This window comes from Cognatiyoonia sp. IB215446 (assembly GCF_033963825.1).
Lineage (GTDB): Bacteria > Pseudomonadota > Alphaproteobacteria > Rhodobacterales > Rhodobacteraceae > Yoonia.
The window spans coordinates 198,682-216,946 of sequence record NZ_JAXBMD010000004.1 but is presented as its reverse complement, the minus strand read 5'-3'; the positions used below and the strand labels follow the sequence as shown (position 1 = coordinate 216,946).

Genomic DNA, 18,265 nt, shown 5'->3' with positions numbered 1-18,265 from the left:
TTTTGTTGAAATTTGAACATTGTTCACTTATGTCAATTCTAGACAAAGGAGCAACACAATGACCCATTTTACCAAATTGACTTCAGCCACCGCCATTGCATGCGTCGTTGCGACGCCGATCCTCGCGCAGGAACGTGACCCGCAACCGACTTTGGGTGAATTCTTCAGCCCGGACCGGATTGCCACGGCCATCGCCAATAGCGCCATCACGGCCCTCAGAACCCGGATGGAGCTGCAATACGATCATCTCTCTGCCGATCCGATGCGTGGGGTCGTGTCGGTCTCTGGCATCGTCGCACGGCCTCTCTTGCCATACGATCAGGCCCGTCAATGCGAGATCACGATTGAGCGCGCGACGTTGTCCAGCGATCTTGCCACGCCGTTTGAAGCAGTGGCGGAACTGAACCTGAATCTGATCGGCACCCAGATAAACCTCGCCTGCCTAGAGCGTGAGATCGCCCTGCCCCTGCGTACGGCAGGCCTGCGAGAATTGTCGCTGGATCAGTTCAAGGTCAGCGCCAACTACGCCTACACGACCGGCGAAACCACACTGGATGGGAGCATAGCGGTGAACGGTTTTGGAGCGCTGGACTATTCCGGCAGCGGCACCATTCTGCCACGCTTGGGCGAATTCGGTTATCCCGGCGATCCGGCCGTCCGTGTAAGCCGCGCAGTTGTAACGCTGAAGGATGATGGCGGTTGGGCCGCGATATCGCAGGTCCTGCCAGAAAACCTGCGCGACCCGCTTACAATTCGTGAATTGGGGACAGAGGCGATTTCGCAATACCTGAGCGACGGCGGCCTGCGCCCTCTTGGCGCGGTCGAGCGCAACTTTATCAGGGACCTCATGGACGAGGTCGAAGATTTTGTGACGGAGACTGGCGAGATCACGATCGAGGCTGATTTGCCCCCATCTGGTGTGGTCATTGAACCGGATATGTACGAAACACCGCAAACGCTGATTGCCGCCCTCGGGCTGCAGGCGCGCAGCACACCGCTGGTGCGAACTGAGATTCTGAGCGTCGCAGATCTCGCTGAAATTCAGAACCCCGACAATCTGTCCCCAACACAACGGATCGCTCTCGCGACGGCCCTTTTAGAAGGGAACGGTGTACCGCGCGGAGCCGCCCTCGTGCCTGATTTGCTGATGTCGCTGCTGGACGATCCAGAAGTGGCGGGTGAGGCCGCAGCACTATTGGCGCAAGCCACCCAAGACCGGGATGTCCCGGCGGCTTACGGCTATGCACTGATTGCCGCCGCCGCAGACATGCCAAACGCCACGGCCCAGCTTGATCGTCTGGAGTTGCAGATGACGACACAGGCTGTGCTTGCCGCTCAGGATAGCTATCTGACACAAACGGGCGCACCCGCCCCGATCAGCCGCATCTCTAGCAGTGATCCACGTGATTTGCGCCGGTTGGCACTCGCGCATTTCGCGGGTGTTGGCGAAACCCGTTCTTATGCGCGGGCCTATTACTACGCCCTTCTGGCAGAGGCGGCGGGTGACATCGCCGCGACAACCCTGCGTGAAGAGATCGCTGCCCGGTTTGGCGCAAGGGGTCCGGACGTCGCACAGGTCTGGAACGCCATCGCGGCAGACATGCAGCAATTGGCCATTACAGACTGGATCAACGCCGATCTGCCCGCTGTCTACCTGACCACGAATTGAACGACAGCCCGCCCCGACATTTTCTAACCACCTGTTAGCGCGACCATAATTGTCAGGTGCATCCCCCTTGCCTACAACCCTGTCCTGACGGGCACGCCCCGGACGATTTGAAGTGACGAAGGTGGATTTCATGGCAAACGAAGAGATGGCTAAACAAGTGCGCGACGGGGCGGGCTTTATCGCTGCATTGGACCAAAGCGGCGGCTCCACACCAAAGGCGCTCGCCGCTTATGGCGTGCCCGCCGATGCCTATGCCAATGACGACGAGATGTTTGACATGATCCACGCGATGCGCAGCCGCATCGTGAACGCGCCTGCTTTTACCGGCGACAAGATCGTCGGGGCCATCCTGTTCGAAATGACCATGGATGGTGAGATCAACGACAAACCCTCGGCCCAGTTTCTTTGGGAAGACCGGAAAGTGGTCCCTTTCCTGAAGATCGATAAAGGGCTCAAGGAAGAAGCGGACGGCGTCCAATTGATGAAACCGATGGATCATCTTGATACCGTGCTGCCCCGCGCGGTGTCGTATGGCGTTTTTGGCACCAAGGCACGTTCCGTCATCAATCAGGCCAATGCCGACGGAATCGCTGCCATCATTGCCCAGCAATTCGACGAAGGCAAAAGGGTGATCGCCCATGGCCTTGTTCCGATCCTTGAGCCTGAGATCAACATCAAGATGGCTGACAAGGCCAGGGCCGAGGTGCTGCTACGCGATGCTGTCCTGAGCCACTTGGAAGCGCTTGCGCCTGATGAAAAGGTCATGCTGAAACTCACGCTGCCGGAAGAGGCCAATATCTATCAGCCGCTTGTGGACCACCCGAACGTGATGCGCGTTGTCGCTCTCTCAGGCGGCTATACGCGGGCCGAGGCGAATGCGCGTCTGGCACAGAACAAGGGGGTCATCGCCAGCTTTTCCCGTGCGCTGACCGAAGGGCTATCGGCCGATCAGGACGATGCCACGTTCAACGACACAATCAGCACCACGATTGATGAAGTCTACGACGCGTCTGTCGCCGGATAATCCCGCCGCAAGGGCGTTTTAGGGATTCACAAGGCGAATCAAATATGCGATTCTTGCTTCAGCCGCCCGCAAAGAGGTGGCGCGAGAGGCAATAAACATGCGGCGCAGTACTCCTCATCTTGGTGCGATTTTCTATGTTCTCGGTGCTTTGATGCTGGGGCTCTATTTCACCTTTGCGGCCGTGCAGGGCGATTACGGCCTTTTCAAACGGATTGAGGTGCAGGCCGAAGGCGACGTGTTGCGGGCAGAGCTCGCGGCACTGCAAGCCGAGGTCGCGCATATGGAGAACCTCACCACGCGCTTGTCAGATGATTTTCTGGACCTCGATCTGCTGGACGAACAAGCCCGCGACGTGTTGGGCCTGATCCGTGCGGATGAGATCGTCATCCGCTAAACGCAACGCCGCTATGTCTATGACGCGTGACGGGACGTCACTTTGGCCCTCGCAATTTTTCCGCGCATCGTTTAGAGAATAGTTTAACGCTAAACTATATATCTGCGCTGGAGGATTGCACATGCCGCCGAGAAAAAAGGCCGCCGCGAAACCCAACGTCTCGGCTGAAGAGCTGCTGGGGCATTACCGTGAGATGCTGCTGATCCGGCGATTTGAAGAAAAGGCAGGCCAACTTTACGGGATGGGGCTGATCGGCGGGTTCTGCCACCTCTATATCGGGCAGGAGGCTGTTGTGGTCGGGTTAGAGGCCGCGGCGGATGAAGGCGACAAACGCGTCACCTCCTACCGTGATCACGGCCATATGCTGGCCTGCGGGATGGACCCAAAAGGCATCATGGCAGAACTGACCGGGCGCGAGGGCGGCTTTTCCAAGGGCAAGGGCGGCTCCATGCACATGTTCTCCAAGGAAAAGCACTTCTATGGCGGTCACGGCATCGTTGCGGCACAGGTGCCATTGGGTGCGGGCCTCGCCTTTGCTGACAAATACAAGGGCAATGACCGCGTCACCTTCACCTATTTCGGCGATGGCGCCGCCAACCAAGGTCAGGTCTATGAGACTTACAACATGGCTGAGCTTTGGGACCTGCCCGTCGTGTTCGTGATCGAGAATAACCAATATGCGATGGGCACGTCGGTCAAACGCTCGACTAAGTCACCATCGCTCTGGGAGCGTGGCGCGGCGTATGGCATTCCGGGCGAAGAGGTGGACGGTATGAATGTGCTCGCCGTCAAAGAAGCGGGTGAAAGGGCCGTTGCGCACTGCCGTGCGGGCAAAGGGCCATACATTCTGGAGGTGAAGACCTATCGATATCGCGGCCACTCCATGTCCGACCCGGCCAAGTACCGGACCCGCGAGGAAGTGCAGAAAATGCGCGATGAGCGTGACCCGATCGAACAGATCCGCGACATGCTGATTACTGGCAAGCATGCCACCGACGACGATCTGAAAGCCATCGACAAAGAGATCAAGGCGATCGTCAACGAAGCGGCAGAGTTTTCAAAAGAAAGCCCGGAGCCCCACCTGGACGAACTTTGGACCGATATTTACGAAGAAGTGGAGGCGTAACTCATGGCCACTGAAATCCTCATGCCCGCCCTGTCGCCGACCATGGAAGAGGGCACATTGGCCAAATGGCTGGTCAAGGAAGGCGATACAGTCTCTTCGGGCGACATTATGGCCGAGATTGAAACCGACAAGGCCACAATGGAGTTCGAAGCGGTTGATGAAGGTATCGTCGGCAAGATTCTGATTGCTGAGGGCACCGAAGGTGTGAAGGTCAACGATGTGATCGCGATCCTCGTCGAAGATGGCGAGGATGCCCCCGCTGCGGGCGCCGCACCCGCCCCTGCCCCAGCCGCCGAGGCCCCCGCGGCTGCACCAGCTGAACCCGTAGCCGCAGCCCCCGCCCCTGCGGTGGCCGAAGCAACGCCTGACTGGGATGCCGACGTTGAGGTCAAGCAGACTACGGTCCGCGAGGCGCTACGCGATGCGATGGCCGAAGAAATGCGCCGCGACGAAGAGGTGTTTCTGATGGGCGAAGAGGTCGCCGAATATCAAGGCGCCTACAAGATCTCACAAGGCCTGCTGGATGAATTCGGCTCAAAGCGGGTGATTGACACGCCTATCACCGAACATGGCTTTGCGGGGATCGGCGTTGGGGCGGCCTTTGGCGGCCTGAAGCCGATCGTGGAGTTCATGACGTTCAACTTCGCCATGCAAGCCATTGACCAAATTATCAACTCTGCTGCGAAGACGCTCTATATGTCTGGTGGCCAGATGGGCGCGCCCATGGTCTTCCGCGGCCCCAACGGCGCCGCCGCGCGCGTTGGCGCGCAGCACAGCCAGGATTATGCGGCGTGGTACATGCAGATCCCGGGTCTGAAAGTGGCGATGCCCTACTCGGCAGCCGACGCGAAAGGGCTGCTCAAGACCGCGATCCGCGATCCCAACCCGGTGATTTTCCTTGAGAATGAAATCCTCTACGGCAAAAGCTTTGATGTTCCGTTGATGGACGATTTCACCATCCCATTCGGCAAGGCCAAGATCGAACGCGCTGGCGACGATGTCACCATCGTCAGCTTCGGCATCGGCATGACCTATGCATTGGAGGCGGCCGAGAGACTTGCGGAAGAGGGGGTCAATGCCGAGGTGATCAACCTGCGCAGCTTGCGTCCGCTGGACCTGCCAACGGTTCTGGCCTCCGTGCAAAAAACAAATCGCTGCGTGACTGTTGAAGAAGGTTGGCCGCAAGGGTCGGTGGGGTCCTGGATCGCTTCCGAAATCATGCAACAAGCGTTCGACTATCTCGATGCGCCGGTCATCACCTGCACCGGAAAAGACGTCCCGATGCCTTATGCCGCGAACCTTGAAAAACATGCCCTTGTGACCGCCGACGAAGTGATCGCCGCTGTCAAACAAGTGACTTACCGCTAAGGAGACAGCGTGATGCCAACAGAAATCCTGATGCCCGCCCTGTCCCCGACGATGGAGGAAGGCACGCTGGCCAAATGGCTCGTCAAAGAAGGTGACACCGTGTCATCCGGCGATGTGATGGCCGAGATCGAAACCGACAAGGCAACGATGGAGTTTGAGGCCGTCGATGAAGGTGTCATTGGCAAGATCATCGTGCCGGAAGGCAGTGAGGGTGTGAAAGTCAACGACGTCATCGCCGTCCTGCTTGAAGACGGGGAAAGCGCTGACGATATCGGCTCGGTCTCAGCGGGCGGTTCATCCGCCGCTGCCGCGCCGTCTTCACCAGAGCCAGCGCCGAGTGCCGCGCCGGCGGCCGGGAAGCCTGCGCCGGCAGCACCTGCAAAAGACGGCAATCGTATCTTTGCAACACCGCTGGCACGGCGTATCGCCGCTGACAAAGGCCTCGACCTTGCGCAAGTCACTGGTTCTGGCCCGCACGGCCGGATCGTAAAGTCCGATGTTGAGAACGCCACCGCCGCGCCAAAAGCAGCAACTGCAGCGCCAAAAGCGGCGGCAGCCGGGCCCACTGCATTGGCCGCAGGACCATCCACTGATGTCGTTCTGAAAACCTATGCAGATCGTCCGCATGAAGAGGTCCCGCTGGACGGCATGCGGAAGACGATTGCCGCACGCCTGACCGAGGCCAAACAATCGGTGCCGCATTTCTACCTACGGCGCGACATCAGTCTTGATGCGCTTCTGAAGTTCCGCAGCCAGCTCAACAAACAGCTTGAGCCGCGTGGCGTGAAACTCTCGGTGAACGACTTCATCATCAAGGCTTGTGCCCTGGCTTTGCAACAAGTGCCCGACGCCAACGCCGTCTGGGCTGGTGATCGGACGCTGAAGTTTGAGAAATCCGATGTGGCGGTCGCCGTGGCCATTGAGGGTGGGCTCTTCACGCCCGTGCTGCAAGACGCGGACATGAAATCGCTGTCCGCACTCTCAACAGAAATGAAAGACCTCGCCGCCCGTGCGCGCGAACGCAAACTCGCCCCCCATGAATATCAGGGCGGCAGCTTCGCGATCTCCAACCTCGGCATGTTCGGCATCGACAATTTCGACGCCATCATCAACCCGCCGCACGCCGCAATCCTTGCCGTTGGTGCCGGCGTGAAAAAGCCGATTGTCGGCGAAGATGGAGAACTGACGGTGGGCACGGTGATGTCCGTCACGCTGTCGGTTGATCACCGTGTGATCGACGGCGCACTCGGGGCCAATCTGCTACAGGCAATCAAGGACAATCTTGAAAGCCCCATGACCATGCTGGCCTAAAGGATCAACCGACCCTGGCACGGGGGTCGGTCACCATCAAACCGGATTCAGCAACTGATCCATTGTTATAGAAGGCTGCGAACACCCTGCCTCACCCACGATCCTCGCGGGAACGCCAGCGACGGTTTTCATCGGCGGCACCTCTTCCAGCACGACCGAACCTGCGGCAATCCGGCTGCAATGGCCAACCTTGATATTGCCAAGCACTTTCGCCCCCGCGCCGATCAGTACCCCGTCACCAATTTTGGGATGCCGGTCGTCGTCTTCCTTACCGGTCCCGCCCAGCGTCACTGAATGCAGCATTGAAACATTGTCGCCAACAACCGCCGTCTCGCCGACAACAACGGAATGGGCGTGATCAATCATGATCCCTTTGCCGATCTTTGCAGCCGGGTGGATATCAACGCCGAACATCTCGCTCACACGCATTTGCACGAAATAGGCGAGATCACGGCGACCATTTTGCCACAGCCAATGCCCAAGCCGGTAGGACTGCACCGCCTGAAACCCTTTGAAAAACAGGATGGGCTGCATGAAGCGATGGCAGGCCGGGTCACGATCATAGATCGCAACCAGATCGGCCCGTGCGGCAGCGGCGAGGCTCGGATCAGCCATGTAGGCCGCATCGGCGATTTCGCGCAGGATCTGCTCTGACATCTCCGATGAGGCGAGTTTCATCGACAAACGATAGGCCAGCGCCCCTTCGAAAGTCTGATGATGCAGGATGCCCGAATGGATCAAACCGCCCATCAGCGGTTCGGCTGTGATCGCTTCCTCGGCTTCGTCACAGATCCGATGCCAGATCGGGTCAACTTCACTGATCGATGGTTTCAAATGCGCCATAGCTCGGCTCCCTCTCGGTCTAGCCCTTACTTAGTGCACTTTTCCCCGTTGCGCCAAGAATAAAGCCGCGATCTGGCCCATCACGAGGATTGATCGCGCTGGCACGCGCAGAGTGTATCGACGAGAATTTGCAGTGAAAACAAGAACTCAGTTGGATTGATGGCGTTGCGCGCAACCTTCTGATAGCCTTGCGCTGCCGACATCAGAGTCCCCGTTCCATAGCGAGGATGGAGCTTTTGAGTGCGCGCGCGATGGCGATCAGCAGTACGCGCATGGTCACACAAGCGGCGGGCCAGTCCGGCACGTTCGCTTTTGGGCACAGCCAGCAACGCCATCACGCCGACCTCAATATCCGCTATGTTCACGGGCCGCACAGCGTTACGCCTGCATCACCAACGCCGACCATAACCCTTCACCAAAGCGGGCCGAAACCTGCGCCACCTCCAGCCGGTAAGGCGCAGACCCGACCTCCGCCGCCAGATCTCCCGCTGCATAGGTCCAACCGGGCATAGTGACGGTCTCGCTGCGCCGCGTCACGCCGTCCTGAATGATCCGCACGCGATAGAGTTCCTCGTCTTCGCCGAGCGGAATCTCACCATCAGTCCACACATCGCCGTCGATCCGGCCACATCTGATCCACGAGACGTCCAATCCAGCAACGCCGTCCTTTGCGCGCAGATGCGCAACTGGATAAGGCCGCAATCCGTTCCCTTGAAATGCGAAACTTGCGTAAAGAAAGCTCTCGTCTGACATAGGGCGTTTGGCCGGGCCATACCTGAAATGCCGCGTGATACCACGTGCGGCTGAGGGTAGCGTGATCTGCGCAGGCACGCCGTCCAACAGCACAACACGTGACCCGACCGGCCAGACATCCGGCATGAGCCCGCGACTGCCCGCCTGCCCCCGCAGCAGCCCATGCAACGCAAAACGGTTTTGCCCCACAGGTTCAGCATATTGGAACTGAATGATCTCCCAGAAATCCGGCGTCCCGTCGCCAATCGCAAGCGTATTCGCCCCGGCAAACAACGCCGTCGCATCGACAGAGCCCAGCGCTCCATCAACCAGTGTCACCTCAAGCGGTGCCTGCCGATCCCAGATCCCAACCGGCCCCGCGGCAAGTGGCGTTTCCGAAAGGCCCATCGTGGCGGGGCTGGTCAGCACATCCTGCAGCGCATAGCCGCTATCCTGCGGCGCGCTGTAAAGTGCAACTTCCCCTGGCCAAGGCATTGCTGTCGCCGCGGCAAAAGGTGCATGCGGCACCTCATCCCCGGTCAGCAGCGGCAGGTCCAGGAATTGCAGCGTCACCGGGACGGGAGTGACCACAGGGGGCAAAACCGGGCCGTCTGCCGGAAGCTCCTGCGATGTGTAGACGCTGGACGCTACCCGCGTCGCCTCAATCAGGCGCAAGCCGGCATCTTCGATCCGGTCGATACGGTACCGGCCATGATGGGTATCGGTCTGCAGCGCCACGACATCACCCGCCTCGATATCCATGCGCGACGGCGGCAGGGCAAAGCGGGCGCTTTCTTCGGCCAGCCGCGCCTCTTGCAGCCAGCGGTTCGCAACGCCCTGCCCCTCTGCACGGGTCAGCGCCAATGGGAACTCACTGCGCGTCACATTCGGGCTAATCGGGTCGGGATGGATCGCCTCTGAGGCAATCGGATCATAGTCCGCATCCACATCCAGATAGCTGATCTGCACACGCGCGGGGGTTTCCGCGGCAGGCGACCGCGTCAACATCACAGACTGATCGGTCTCCGGGTTCAACGCCAGCGCGCTTTCGTCCAGTGTTGCCGTCGCCTGCCCATCGCGATTGCGGAAGACCAGCACACCACCACGTTCCAGCACCTCAATCCCATAGGCCAGCATCAAGGGCTGCACTGCTGCACGCGCGGAGCTGACATCGCTGATCGCATAGCCGCGCACAACACCATAGAGCCGCGAAACGTCATAGCGCGTGACATCCCATCTTTCACAAATCTCCGCCATGACCGAGGCCAGCGACCTACTGGTCGCCCGGCCATTCAGCCAATGACCCCGCGCGTAATTGTCCCCATCCGACCATAAGGCCTGATTTGCCGGGAAGAACGGATAGGGCCGCGCATCCCATGCCCAGGCATGCATGCGCGCGGTGTCCACCATCCGCCCGTCAAATTCAGAGGATGAGGGATTATTCGCCGGATCAGCGAAATGGGCATAGACCGCCTTAAGATACTGCATCTGCATGAAATCATCCCGCCGCCCGTTCGAATAATAGGGCAATCGCGATTCCGAGGATTTTGGATCAAGAAACTTGTTGGGCTGATTGGTCCCCTTATCGATCGCCGCACAACCAAATTCCGTGAACCAAAATGGCTTGCTTTCAGGAATCCAGGCAGTCGAGGTGCTCTGCCGCACGCCATCTATCCGGTCGTGGTGCGGGTTTGACCACCAACCTGCAAAATCCTTGTAGCGCCAGACCCATGGCTCACCATCGCCGTCAGTGATGGGCGTCCGCCGCTGCGCATCCCGCGCTTCGGGCGTGGAATAGAACCAGTCATAGCCTTCGCCGCCCGCCACATTGGCGCGCAGATAGTCGAGGTTGTAGATACTGCCCGCCTCCACGTCGGCGTGGCCCTCAGCATCCCGCCAATCAGACAACGGCATGTAATTGTCGATGCCAATGAAATCGATATTCTCATCGGCCCAAAGCGGGTCGAGGTGAAAGAATTTGTTACTCGTGCCCACCGGCTGATAGCCATGATATTCTGACCAATCGGCAGCATAGCTGATCTTGCAATCCGGCCCCAGAATGCTGCGCACATCCGCAGCGAGCGCCTGCAGAGCCGCAACTGCCGGGAAGGAATTCCCAGCCCCCCTAATCTGCGTCAGGCCGCGCATTTCCGAGCCAATGCAGAACGCATCAACCCCGCCTGCTGCCTGACAAAGATGGGCATAGTGCAGGATAAACCGGCGATAACCCCAATCCGGCGCGCCCGTGTACCGCACTGATGTGCCGGACACCGCAAAATCCGACGGGTCCGCGTTGCCCATAAAAGCCGCAACCTCAGCTGCCGCGAGCGCTGTGCCATCCGGGCTGCCCTCCACGCCGGATGCCAGCGCGCTTGTGATCCGACCCCGCCATGGCAAGACCGGCTGGCCCGGCGAGCCCGTATAGGGGTTGATCAGCGTATTCCCCTCAAGCTGTTCCATCAGAATGAAGGGATAAAAGACAGGCTTAAGCCCGCGCGCGCGCATGGATGAAATCGCCTGCACGACCGACGCGTCAGCCGGCGTGCCACCATAAACCGGCGCACCTTCACGAAACGGCACACGCTCTGCAGCATCGCGATCCTGTCCGGACACCGTCCACGGCATCCGCGATGCATCAACATCTTTCTGCTCGACCTTCGGTTTGATCAGGCAATCGCCACAGCGCAAATCATCCCCGAACCAGGACACGACCAGCACCACCGACTTGCATTGCGGCAACTCGCCTTCCAGCGCGTCCATCGCGGTGGAAAAGTCGCTTCGCCCTGACGGAGAGTTCGCGTTAATCGCAACCTGCTGACCGAACGAGGGTGACAAGTACACCCGCGACGTCGCCAAGCTATATTCGCCCGTGCCGGGGATCAGCGCGACGCCGGTCACTTGATCGGACAGATCATCAACGCCAGCACGCATCACCTCAAAGGTAAACTGCGGAATGCGATTGCCGAACTGCCCAAGGGCAAGGTCCTCAAAAACGACATACGCCGTCCCCCGGTAGGCCGGCGTATTCTCGAGCCCCTCAACCGCCGCAATCTTCGGATCGGGCATCTGATCGGTCGCGCCATGGTAAACCCGGAGGTTCAGATCCTCTCTTGAGAGTTCTTCACCATCAGCCCAGATCCGGCCCACCCGGTTGATTTCCCCTTCGCACAGCGCAATCGCAAGGCTCACGCTATACGTATAAGTGGTTACTTCCGGCTCCGGCGGCCCGCCTTTGCCGCCACCGGACGTGCTGCGTTCCTCCTTAAAGGACGACGCCCAAATCACCTGCCCCGGCACGCGCATCCGGCCAAAGACCTGCTGCACATCCGCACCTTCCGCAGCACTTGTGAGGCGAAAACGGTCAACTCGCCCGCTCTCCACCGGCTCGCTGCCGCCCCCTAGCAGTTGCTGATCCAGACGGCGGCCAATCGCAGCCCCCGCGGCACGACCAATCGCGGCCATTGAAATGCCAAGAACCGAGCCGCCAATGGAGCCGCCCAAAGCCATCCCGGCAGCAGAAAGCGCTATCGTTGCCATGTCATTTATCCTTGTGAAATCTCGAAACGTGCGACGATCCGTTTGCGCCACGGCTGCGAAAGCGGGCTTTCACAGACCCCATGCCCGGCATAGGCGTGGATGAATCGCGGCGCGGGATCCGCCGCCGAAACGATGCCCAAATGCTTGGCCACCGCACCGTCACGCATCCGAAAGAGCAGCACCTGACCCGGCGCAAGCATCGCCTCATCAACCCGCTGCATGTGTCGCATCGCGGCGCGATAAAGCCGCTCATCCCCCTGCGGCTCCGACCAATCGGCGGTATAGATAGGCACCTGCTCCGGCTCAGCTCCAAAAACCTCGCGCCAGACACCTCTCAGCAAGCCCAAACAGTCGCAGCCGACACCCTTGCGTGACGCCTGATGCAGATATGGGGTGCCCATCCAGCTCCGTGCAGTCTCAACAATGGCCACACTCACCGGCTTCGGCTCCCGCCACGATTGGGCCGGTCGGATCGCGGCACGCTGACAAGCCAATCATCGCCGGGAATATCCGGAAACCCCTGAAAGTTGAGGAAGTTGGCAAATTTCTCGCGACATGTCGCAGGCCGCTTGTCGCACCCGGCCGTTATCTTGACCCAGTCCCCCACGGCGACAGGCGACCGGATTGACTCCCACAAACGCAACACGCGCATGTCACCCTCTCGCAGATCTTCCCGGATCATCGCGCTCAATCCGCGACCGTCACCTGTTTCGATGGTGAGCACACCACCTTGAAACCACCCCTCCGAAAACCCGCTCAGATCCGCAAAGCGGAATTCCACACCATCAGTCGGGGCAGCCAAATCGCGGATCACCATGAAGTTGGGATCATTCAGATCAACACCACAGCGACTGTCACCTAGCACCGCACCACAGGTCTTCAGATAGGATCGCCCGCGCGGTTGGTTCAGCGCCTCGGACAGCCCGCGCAGTTCCGCCTCAAAACCACCACTTCCCCGCGTGATCTCGCCCAGCGTTCCGGCAAACTGCAACTGATGCACATCCGGATCATCCCATTGCACCAGCCACATCTCAACCAGGGCGCCATCGTAGCGCCCCGCTTCGATATCCGCGTCCGAAATTGCATCGGAAGACAGCACACCAACCGCCTCGGAGTTGTTCACGGAAAGACCGGTCGTACTCGCAAGCGCGCGCGCCGTCAGCCCGCTTTCCGGCTGGAAATTGATTCCGTCAAACGACAACGCGCGATCATGATCGGTAAAGCCCAGCACGAGCCCATCTTTCCGTTTCACGGCCCAGCAGTGGCATATATGGGTGGCACCTGTCGCCAGATGCGCAAGCAAAGCTGGCTCTGTCATACCCGGATCTCCACGACCGGAATGTTCGGCGCCTCACCGGCCTGAAAGTTCGAAATCGAGGTCATGATGCGGTCGGTGTCGAACCTGACCGGCACATCAAACTCGAACCCGGCCCTGATCTCCGCACCCACGTCAGGCGGATGCGCAAAGCTGACCTGCCCGCTACCATAATCAACAGTGTAATCCACCCCTTCTTGCAGCGGATCCCCCCCGAGAGAGACGCGCACCGACCCCTCAACGGGCTTGCTGACTGGCCGCGCATAGGAAAACACACCGGAGCGATAGGTTTTGGTCAGCTGTAAAGTATCGGTCAGCTCATCACCGACGCCCAGCAACTGGTCGCTGTCCGAGATGTCGTCCGAAGGCGTGCAGGACCGGTAATCGCTCCAATCCTTCCAACGAAACCCGATCAGCTGTCCCTGACGCGCTTCAAAAAACGCAATCAGAGTTTCAAGGTCATCCAATGACCGCAGCCCAAGCCCCGCATCATAGCGCCGACGCCCATGCGCCCATGGCGTGTTCCGTTCTTCAAACCCATTGGCGAGCGTCACGATATCGGTGCGCCGCTCCGGTCCCCCGACCGAGCCAAAGCTCAACGATGCGGGAAATCTCACCTCATGAAATGCCATCTCGTTCTCCCCTTAACGATTGCGCTGTGAACGGCCCAAAGCGCGGGCCATCTGGGTGGCAATCTGGCTTTGACTGCGCTGGAAGCCTTGCACATCTGGTGTGTTGATCTGCATGGTCACGTTGACCGTGCGCCCGCCCTGGGCCTGCACGCCCAACCGGCCATCAGCGCCACGGGCCAATGGCATAATCGCCTCAGGCCCGGCCTCGCCCATCAGGCCCGTCCCACCCCGCATTGGAAATGTCGTGGGGGAGCTGACCACTCCGCCTTTGGCAAAGGGCGTCACCCGCCCTTGCGAGAACGACCCGCCATCGGCGAAGGGCATGATGCTCGCAACCGCCGCATTCAGACCGTTGGCCAGAACGCCGCCCAACTGGTTTGTCACCGGGTTCATCGCCGCTGAATAGGCCGCGTTCACCATCGATTGCGCAAGCCCGCCCAGCGCGTCTGACAGGCTTGCCCCATCCAGGATCAAACTGTCAAAGGCGCGCCGCAAACCGCCCGAAAAACCCCGCTCCAGATTACCAAGATCGCGCGTCGTGTCGGCCAAAGTGCCTTGCACGCCACGCAGTTGGCTATCAAAGGCCGCTGTGACGGCGCGGGCGTCACCAAGGGTCGCTTCGAGCGCTTGCACATCACTTTCCAGCCCATCGATTTGGTCGATCTCATCCATCATCTTCGTCCTTAAGTTCGTCGGGATAGGCTTTCAGCAAATCATCCAGACGCATCCGGCCCATCGGCGCCTCGGTGCCTGTCACACCCAGCATCAGCTGCAGCTCTATCGGTGTCAGCGCCCAGAACTCCGCTGGCCGCAGGTGCAGCCGCCCCAGCCCCGCCTGCAACAAACCTGTCCAATCCATCAATCCGGCACCGCAAAAGCGCGGGCCAGCAATGTGGCCGCCACCTGCGCCGCCCCCACGGGCCCGCCCGCAATCTCGGCCCGCATCAGATCCGCCGACGCGCCTTGCCAGCCCCCGCCACGCAGTCCTGCGACGATCACTGCCATCACATCGCGGCTGGAAAACCGCCCCGCCTCAAACCGCTCGGCCAGCGCCACCAAGGAGCTTTCGCCCAATGCCTCTTCAAGCCCCACCAAGGCACCCAATGTCAGTTTGCAGACATGGGGCACCCCATCGATGGTCACGCTAACCTCTCCCGTCCAGGGGTTCGCCATCAGATCAGTGCCGTAAAGGTCAATGGCCCGGCCGAGGCCAGCGACAATTCATAAGTCGCCTCCCCATTATGCGACCCCGCATATTCGATCGACGTGATCTGGAACGCGCCTTCCACCGTCCCGAAATCCGGAATGATCACCTGAAAATTCGGCGTCTCTCCATCGAAGAAAATCTGACGCGCACGCTCATCCGTTGCCTCATCCTTAAAGACGCCAGAACCGGAAATCGCAGCCGTCTTCACCCCCGCGCCGCCCAGCAATTCACGCCACCCGCCCGAGCTTTCCAGGCTCGTCACCTCGACACTTTCGGCATTGAAGCTGATCCGCGTCGCACGCAGGCCCGCCACCGTTTCAAATGATCCACCACCTGTCATATCGATCTTGATCAGCAGGTCTTTACCGTTCTGGGCCACCATCGGCTCACTCCTTTAACAAAATGGGTTACGTGTCGTCCGCCACGCGGGCACGAAAAATCAGGTTGATCTGGCGCATATCGCCGGTACCGATGCGGGCGGCCTTCGCTTTGTAGAAGTTCAGCGACACAAGGCTGCCCCGCGTCAGCGTCAGCTGCGCATCAACCAGCGCATCGCTCACAGCCGCAGCGGCTGCCTTGGCCGACGCAAAGCCGGCACTCTCCGTCACGACTGACACAGTGAATTCATGCAGCGCCCCGCCACCCGTCTGATCAGAGGCATCCTTCACATCCTCCGATCCGAGGATCACGTAAAGCGCGGGCAACGCACCGGCGGGCAAAGCGTCATAGATGGCACCGCTCACCAGCCCGTCCAGAGTCGCATCGTTCGACAGGGCCTGAAACACAGCACCCTGCAAGGCCGCCGCAACACCATAACTCATGACGCCACCTCTTCCTCGACATGGCAGGTCAGGAACCGGCCATCATGGCCCTTCTCGGCCACGGCATTGATGTGAAATACACGTGCGCCATCGCGAAAACGCTGCCCCGCGACAGGGCGCGACGGTGCCCCATAAGGTGCCGCACGCACGGTAATCCGATAAGGCACGCGTGAGACTGTCACGGCAAAAGCAGCACGCTCCCGCCCCGCCCCGGCCTTCACCTCACCCCAGATGACGCCAAGCACCTGCCAATCTGCCGTGTAACCCCCTGCACCATCAGGCACCCGTACCGGGGCCTCCAGAGTCAGTGCGCGATTCAAATGCGGGGCGTTCATACCCGCCCCCCCATTAACAGGCGCACCGTCCGATAGCGTTCAATCAGCGATGCGACGCCAAAGGGCATCGCGGGCGCCCCATTCAAAACCTCATGACGATATTCATAATAATGCGCCGCCAGCATCAGCACGGCCTGCGACAGGTCAGCTGGCAAATCGCCCCATTCGGGACCAAAGCCCGCAAGCAACCCAATCCGCACGGACCCGTTCACAGGCACCGCAGGCAGGCAATTGCTGACCGCCTTCAGACTTGGGCGCTGGCTATCAGGTTCCAGATACCAGGCATCGCCATCGGCAAAACTCTCATCACCATTCATGTCAATCAGCATGACGCCAGAAATCGCATTCACCGGCGCCACGGGCAGCGGTTGCCTGCGTCCGTCACGCCAGGCGGTCAGCGTCCAGCTGAACTCCCGCTCAATCAGGATCTTGCCGGTCCGCGCTTCAATCGCGGCAATGCTGGCGCGCAGATAATTCTCCAGCACCACATCCTGCAAATCGTCGTCCGAAAACCCCGAACCAAGACGCAAATGCTCTCGTAATTGTGCGACCGGTAAGGCCGATTGCGGCACGGTGGTCTCTTCGACTAACATCATGGAAATACTCCGAAAATCACGTCTCGTCCGATGGGATCCCGGACGCATGCACACCCTCCGCATTGCTCGGACGGAAGGGAGCAGCTAGACAACACGAAGGATGTCTCGCATGCGTCCGGGAAGGACACGCCCTGCATGAGGGCGCGCCCCTTCGCGGGCCAAGCCTTAGCTGACCGCGAATTTCAGCAGCTTGATCGCAGCGAAATCACTGACGGCACCGCCCACACGCTTGGTCGCATAGAACAGCACATGCGGCTTGGCGCTGAACGGATCGCGCAGCACGCGCAGATCAGGGCGCTCAGCCACGGTGTAACCGGCAGAGAAATCACCAAAGGCAATCGCCATCGCATCATCCGCAATATCCGGCATGTCTTCGGCGATCAGCACGCGGTAACCCAACAGGCGCGCAGGCTCACCCACCGCCAGACCATCGACCCACACAAAGCGACCGTCATTGTCCTTGAGCTTACGCACAGTGCCGGCGGTCTTGGAGTTCATCACGAACGTCCCGTTCGCGCGGTATTCCGCACCCAGCGCATAGACGAGGTCCACAATCGGATCGGCGCGCGTAATGCCACCAGCCGTACCAGAGGGCACATAACCGATATTGCCCCAGCTCCAGCTGTCATTATCGACACTTGTGTAGTTCAGGATGCCGGTCGGCTTGTCCACGCCGTCACCCGCGACAAAAGCATTCGCCTCAGACCGTGCAAACTTGTCCGCAATCCGGCCAGCCAGCCAGCCTTCGATATCAAAAGCAGAATCGTCCAGCAGACGCTGCGACGCCTTCGGCAAGGCCGAGAGTTCATGCAGCGGGATCGAGATCCGCTCAATCTGCGGCGTGTCCGTCTCTGTAATTGTCGAGGCCTCTGTCGCCCAGCCAGCGCCAAGCTCCGTGTGGTCAACCAGCACGTCGTAAGAGGTCGCATCCACATTCACCACATTGGCAATCGAACGGATGGAGGCCGTCGAAGACAACGTGCTCTGGATCGTCGCCGCAGTCTGCGGATCAACCAGATACCCACCATCGGCCGCCACGCTCGTATTCAGCGCCTTGCCTTCCAGCTCCAGCCCACGCAGGCCATCATCATCGCCCGAGCGCAGATAGGCCGCAAATGCCTTCTGATGCGGGGCCTCTTCGCTTGCTGCCGCCGCCAAGGCAGGGCGCGCATTCATCATTGTCTTTCGATCCAGCTTGTTCATCCGGTCATCCTGTTTTTGAAGTTTGGCATTCACGCCGTTGGAAAAGTCTTTGAAATCGCTCATGAAACCGGCAATCGCCGCATTCAAAGCCTGGGCAGGAGACACATCTTCCCCGGCCCGAGAATCCCTCTCAGTCATCGTCATCAATCGTT

The 18,265-nt window shown here is 59.8% G+C and carries 20 protein-coding genes; 6 read left to right on the top strand and 14 right to left on the bottom strand.

The genetic code is table 11. The annotated features are described in order from the left end of the window. The first annotated feature begins 58 nt into the window (after positions 1-58). The 6 genes from SLH49_RS16955 to SLH49_RS16930 all read left to right on the top strand — a co-directional run bounded on the left by SLH49_RS16955 (position 59) and on the right by SLH49_RS16930 (position 6,892). Complete coding sequence (locus SLH49_RS16955) at positions 59-1,669, top strand: hypothetical protein (RefSeq protein WP_320270339.1); 1,611 nt, start codon at positions 59-61, stop codon at positions 1,667-1,669. 130 nt (positions 1,670-1,799) lie between these two features. Further along, a complete protein-coding gene (locus SLH49_RS16950) occupies positions 1,800-2,693 on the top strand; it encodes a fructose bisphosphate aldolase (protein ID WP_320270338.1) in 894 nt (297 codons plus the stop codon). 97 nt (positions 2,694-2,790) lie between these two features. After that, positions 2,791-3,087, top strand: a complete 297-nt coding sequence (locus SLH49_RS16945; RefSeq protein WP_320238852.1) for an FtsB family cell division protein — start codon at positions 2,791-2,793, stop codon at positions 3,085-3,087. A gap of 121 nt (positions 3,088-3,208) precedes the next feature. After that, entirely contained in the window at positions 3,209-4,213 is a 1,005-nt protein-coding gene (pdhA, locus tag SLH49_RS16940) for a pyruvate dehydrogenase (acetyl-transferring) E1 component subunit alpha (protein ID WP_320270337.1), read from the top strand. Between the two features lie 3 nt (positions 4,214-4,216). Beyond that, on the top strand, positions 4,217-5,581 hold the full coding sequence (locus SLH49_RS16935; RefSeq protein WP_320270336.1) for a pyruvate dehydrogenase complex E1 component subunit beta: 1,365 nt from the start codon (positions 4,217-4,219) through the stop codon (positions 5,579-5,581). A 12-nt stretch (positions 5,582-5,593) separates the two neighbouring features. After that, the gene (locus SLH49_RS16930) at positions 5,594-6,892 is read left to right on the top strand and encodes a pyruvate dehydrogenase complex dihydrolipoamide acetyltransferase (RefSeq protein WP_320270335.1); all 1,299 of its coding nucleotides are present in this window, start codon (positions 5,594-5,596) and stop codon (positions 6,890-6,892) included. A gap of 36 nt (positions 6,893-6,928) precedes the next feature. On the opposite strand, the gene cysE is transcribed toward SLH49_RS16930, so the two are convergent. From cysE to SLH49_RS16860, 14 genes are all read right to left on the bottom strand, one after another. After that, complete coding sequence (cysE, locus tag SLH49_RS16925; RefSeq protein ID WP_320270334.1) at positions 6,929-7,735, bottom strand: serine O-acetyltransferase; 807 nt, start codon at positions 7,733-7,735, stop codon at positions 6,929-6,931. Between the two features lie 80 nt (positions 7,736-7,815). Beyond that, complete coding sequence (locus tag SLH49_RS16920) at positions 7,816-8,070, bottom strand: hypothetical protein (protein ID WP_320270333.1); 255 nt, start codon at positions 8,068-8,070, stop codon at positions 7,816-7,818. Between the two features lie 43 nt (positions 8,071-8,113). After that, a complete protein-coding gene (locus SLH49_RS16915; protein ID WP_320270332.1) occupies positions 8,114-12,004 on the bottom strand; it encodes a baseplate megatron protein TIM-barrel domain-containing protein in 3,891 nt (1,296 codons plus the stop codon). Positions 12,005-12,009: 5 nt separating this feature from the next. Continuing rightward, entirely contained in the window at positions 12,010-12,441 is a 432-nt protein-coding gene (locus SLH49_RS16910; RefSeq protein ID WP_320270331.1) for an NlpC/P60 family protein, read from the bottom strand. Further along, positions 12,438-13,322 (bottom strand): DUF2163 domain-containing protein, encoded by an 885-nt coding sequence (locus SLH49_RS16905; protein WP_320270330.1) that lies wholly within the window; start codon positions 13,320-13,322, stop codon positions 12,438-12,440. Before SLH49_RS16905 ends, SLH49_RS16910 begins: the two co-directional genes overlap by 4 nt. Next, entirely contained in the window at positions 13,319-13,951 is a 633-nt protein-coding gene (locus tag SLH49_RS16900; protein WP_320270329.1) for a DUF2460 domain-containing protein, read from the bottom strand. Before SLH49_RS16900 ends, SLH49_RS16905 begins: the two co-directional genes overlap by 4 nt. 12 nt (positions 13,952-13,963) lie before the next feature. Beyond that, positions 13,964-14,623 carry a phage tail tape measure protein gene (locus SLH49_RS16895; protein WP_320270458.1) on the bottom strand — a complete coding sequence of 220 codons (660 nt, stop codon included), beginning with the start codon at positions 14,621-14,623 and terminating at the stop codon, positions 13,964-13,966. Then, a complete protein-coding gene (locus SLH49_RS16890; protein ID WP_320270328.1) occupies positions 14,616-14,810 on the bottom strand; it encodes a rcc01693 family protein in 195 nt (64 codons plus the stop codon). The genes SLH49_RS16895 and SLH49_RS16890 overlap by 8 nt, the downstream gene beginning before the upstream one ends. Further along, entirely contained in the window at positions 14,810-15,124 is a 315-nt protein-coding gene (locus SLH49_RS16885) for a gene transfer agent family protein (RefSeq protein ID WP_320270327.1), read from the bottom strand. The genes SLH49_RS16890 and SLH49_RS16885 overlap by 1 nt, the downstream gene beginning before the upstream one ends. Then, on the bottom strand, positions 15,124-15,540 hold the full coding sequence (locus tag SLH49_RS16880; RefSeq protein WP_320238867.1) for a phage major tail protein, TP901-1 family: 417 nt from the start codon (positions 15,538-15,540) through the stop codon (positions 15,124-15,126). The genes SLH49_RS16885 and SLH49_RS16880 overlap by 1 nt, the downstream gene beginning before the upstream one ends. 25 nt (positions 15,541-15,565) lie before the next feature. Beyond that, complete coding sequence (locus SLH49_RS16875; RefSeq protein WP_320270326.1) at positions 15,566-15,979, bottom strand: DUF3168 domain-containing protein; 414 nt, start codon at positions 15,977-15,979, stop codon at positions 15,566-15,568. Continuing rightward, positions 15,976-16,314, bottom strand: coding sequence for a head-tail adaptor protein (locus tag SLH49_RS16870; protein WP_320270325.1), 339 nt, complete (start codon positions 16,312-16,314; stop codon positions 15,976-15,978). The genes SLH49_RS16875 and SLH49_RS16870 overlap by 4 nt, the downstream gene beginning before the upstream one ends. Continuing rightward, positions 16,311-16,910 carry a head-tail connector protein gene (locus SLH49_RS16865; protein ID WP_320270324.1) on the bottom strand — a complete coding sequence of 200 codons (600 nt, stop codon included), beginning with the start codon at positions 16,908-16,910 and terminating at the stop codon, positions 16,311-16,313. The genes SLH49_RS16870 and SLH49_RS16865 overlap by 4 nt, the downstream gene beginning before the upstream one ends. A 165-nt stretch (positions 16,911-17,075) precedes the next feature. Continuing rightward, positions 17,076-18,257: a phage major capsid protein gene (locus SLH49_RS16860; RefSeq protein WP_320270323.1), complete on the bottom strand. Its 1,182-nt coding sequence runs from the start codon at positions 18,255-18,257 to the stop codon at positions 17,076-17,078. Positions 18,258-18,265: the final 8 nt, after the last annotated feature.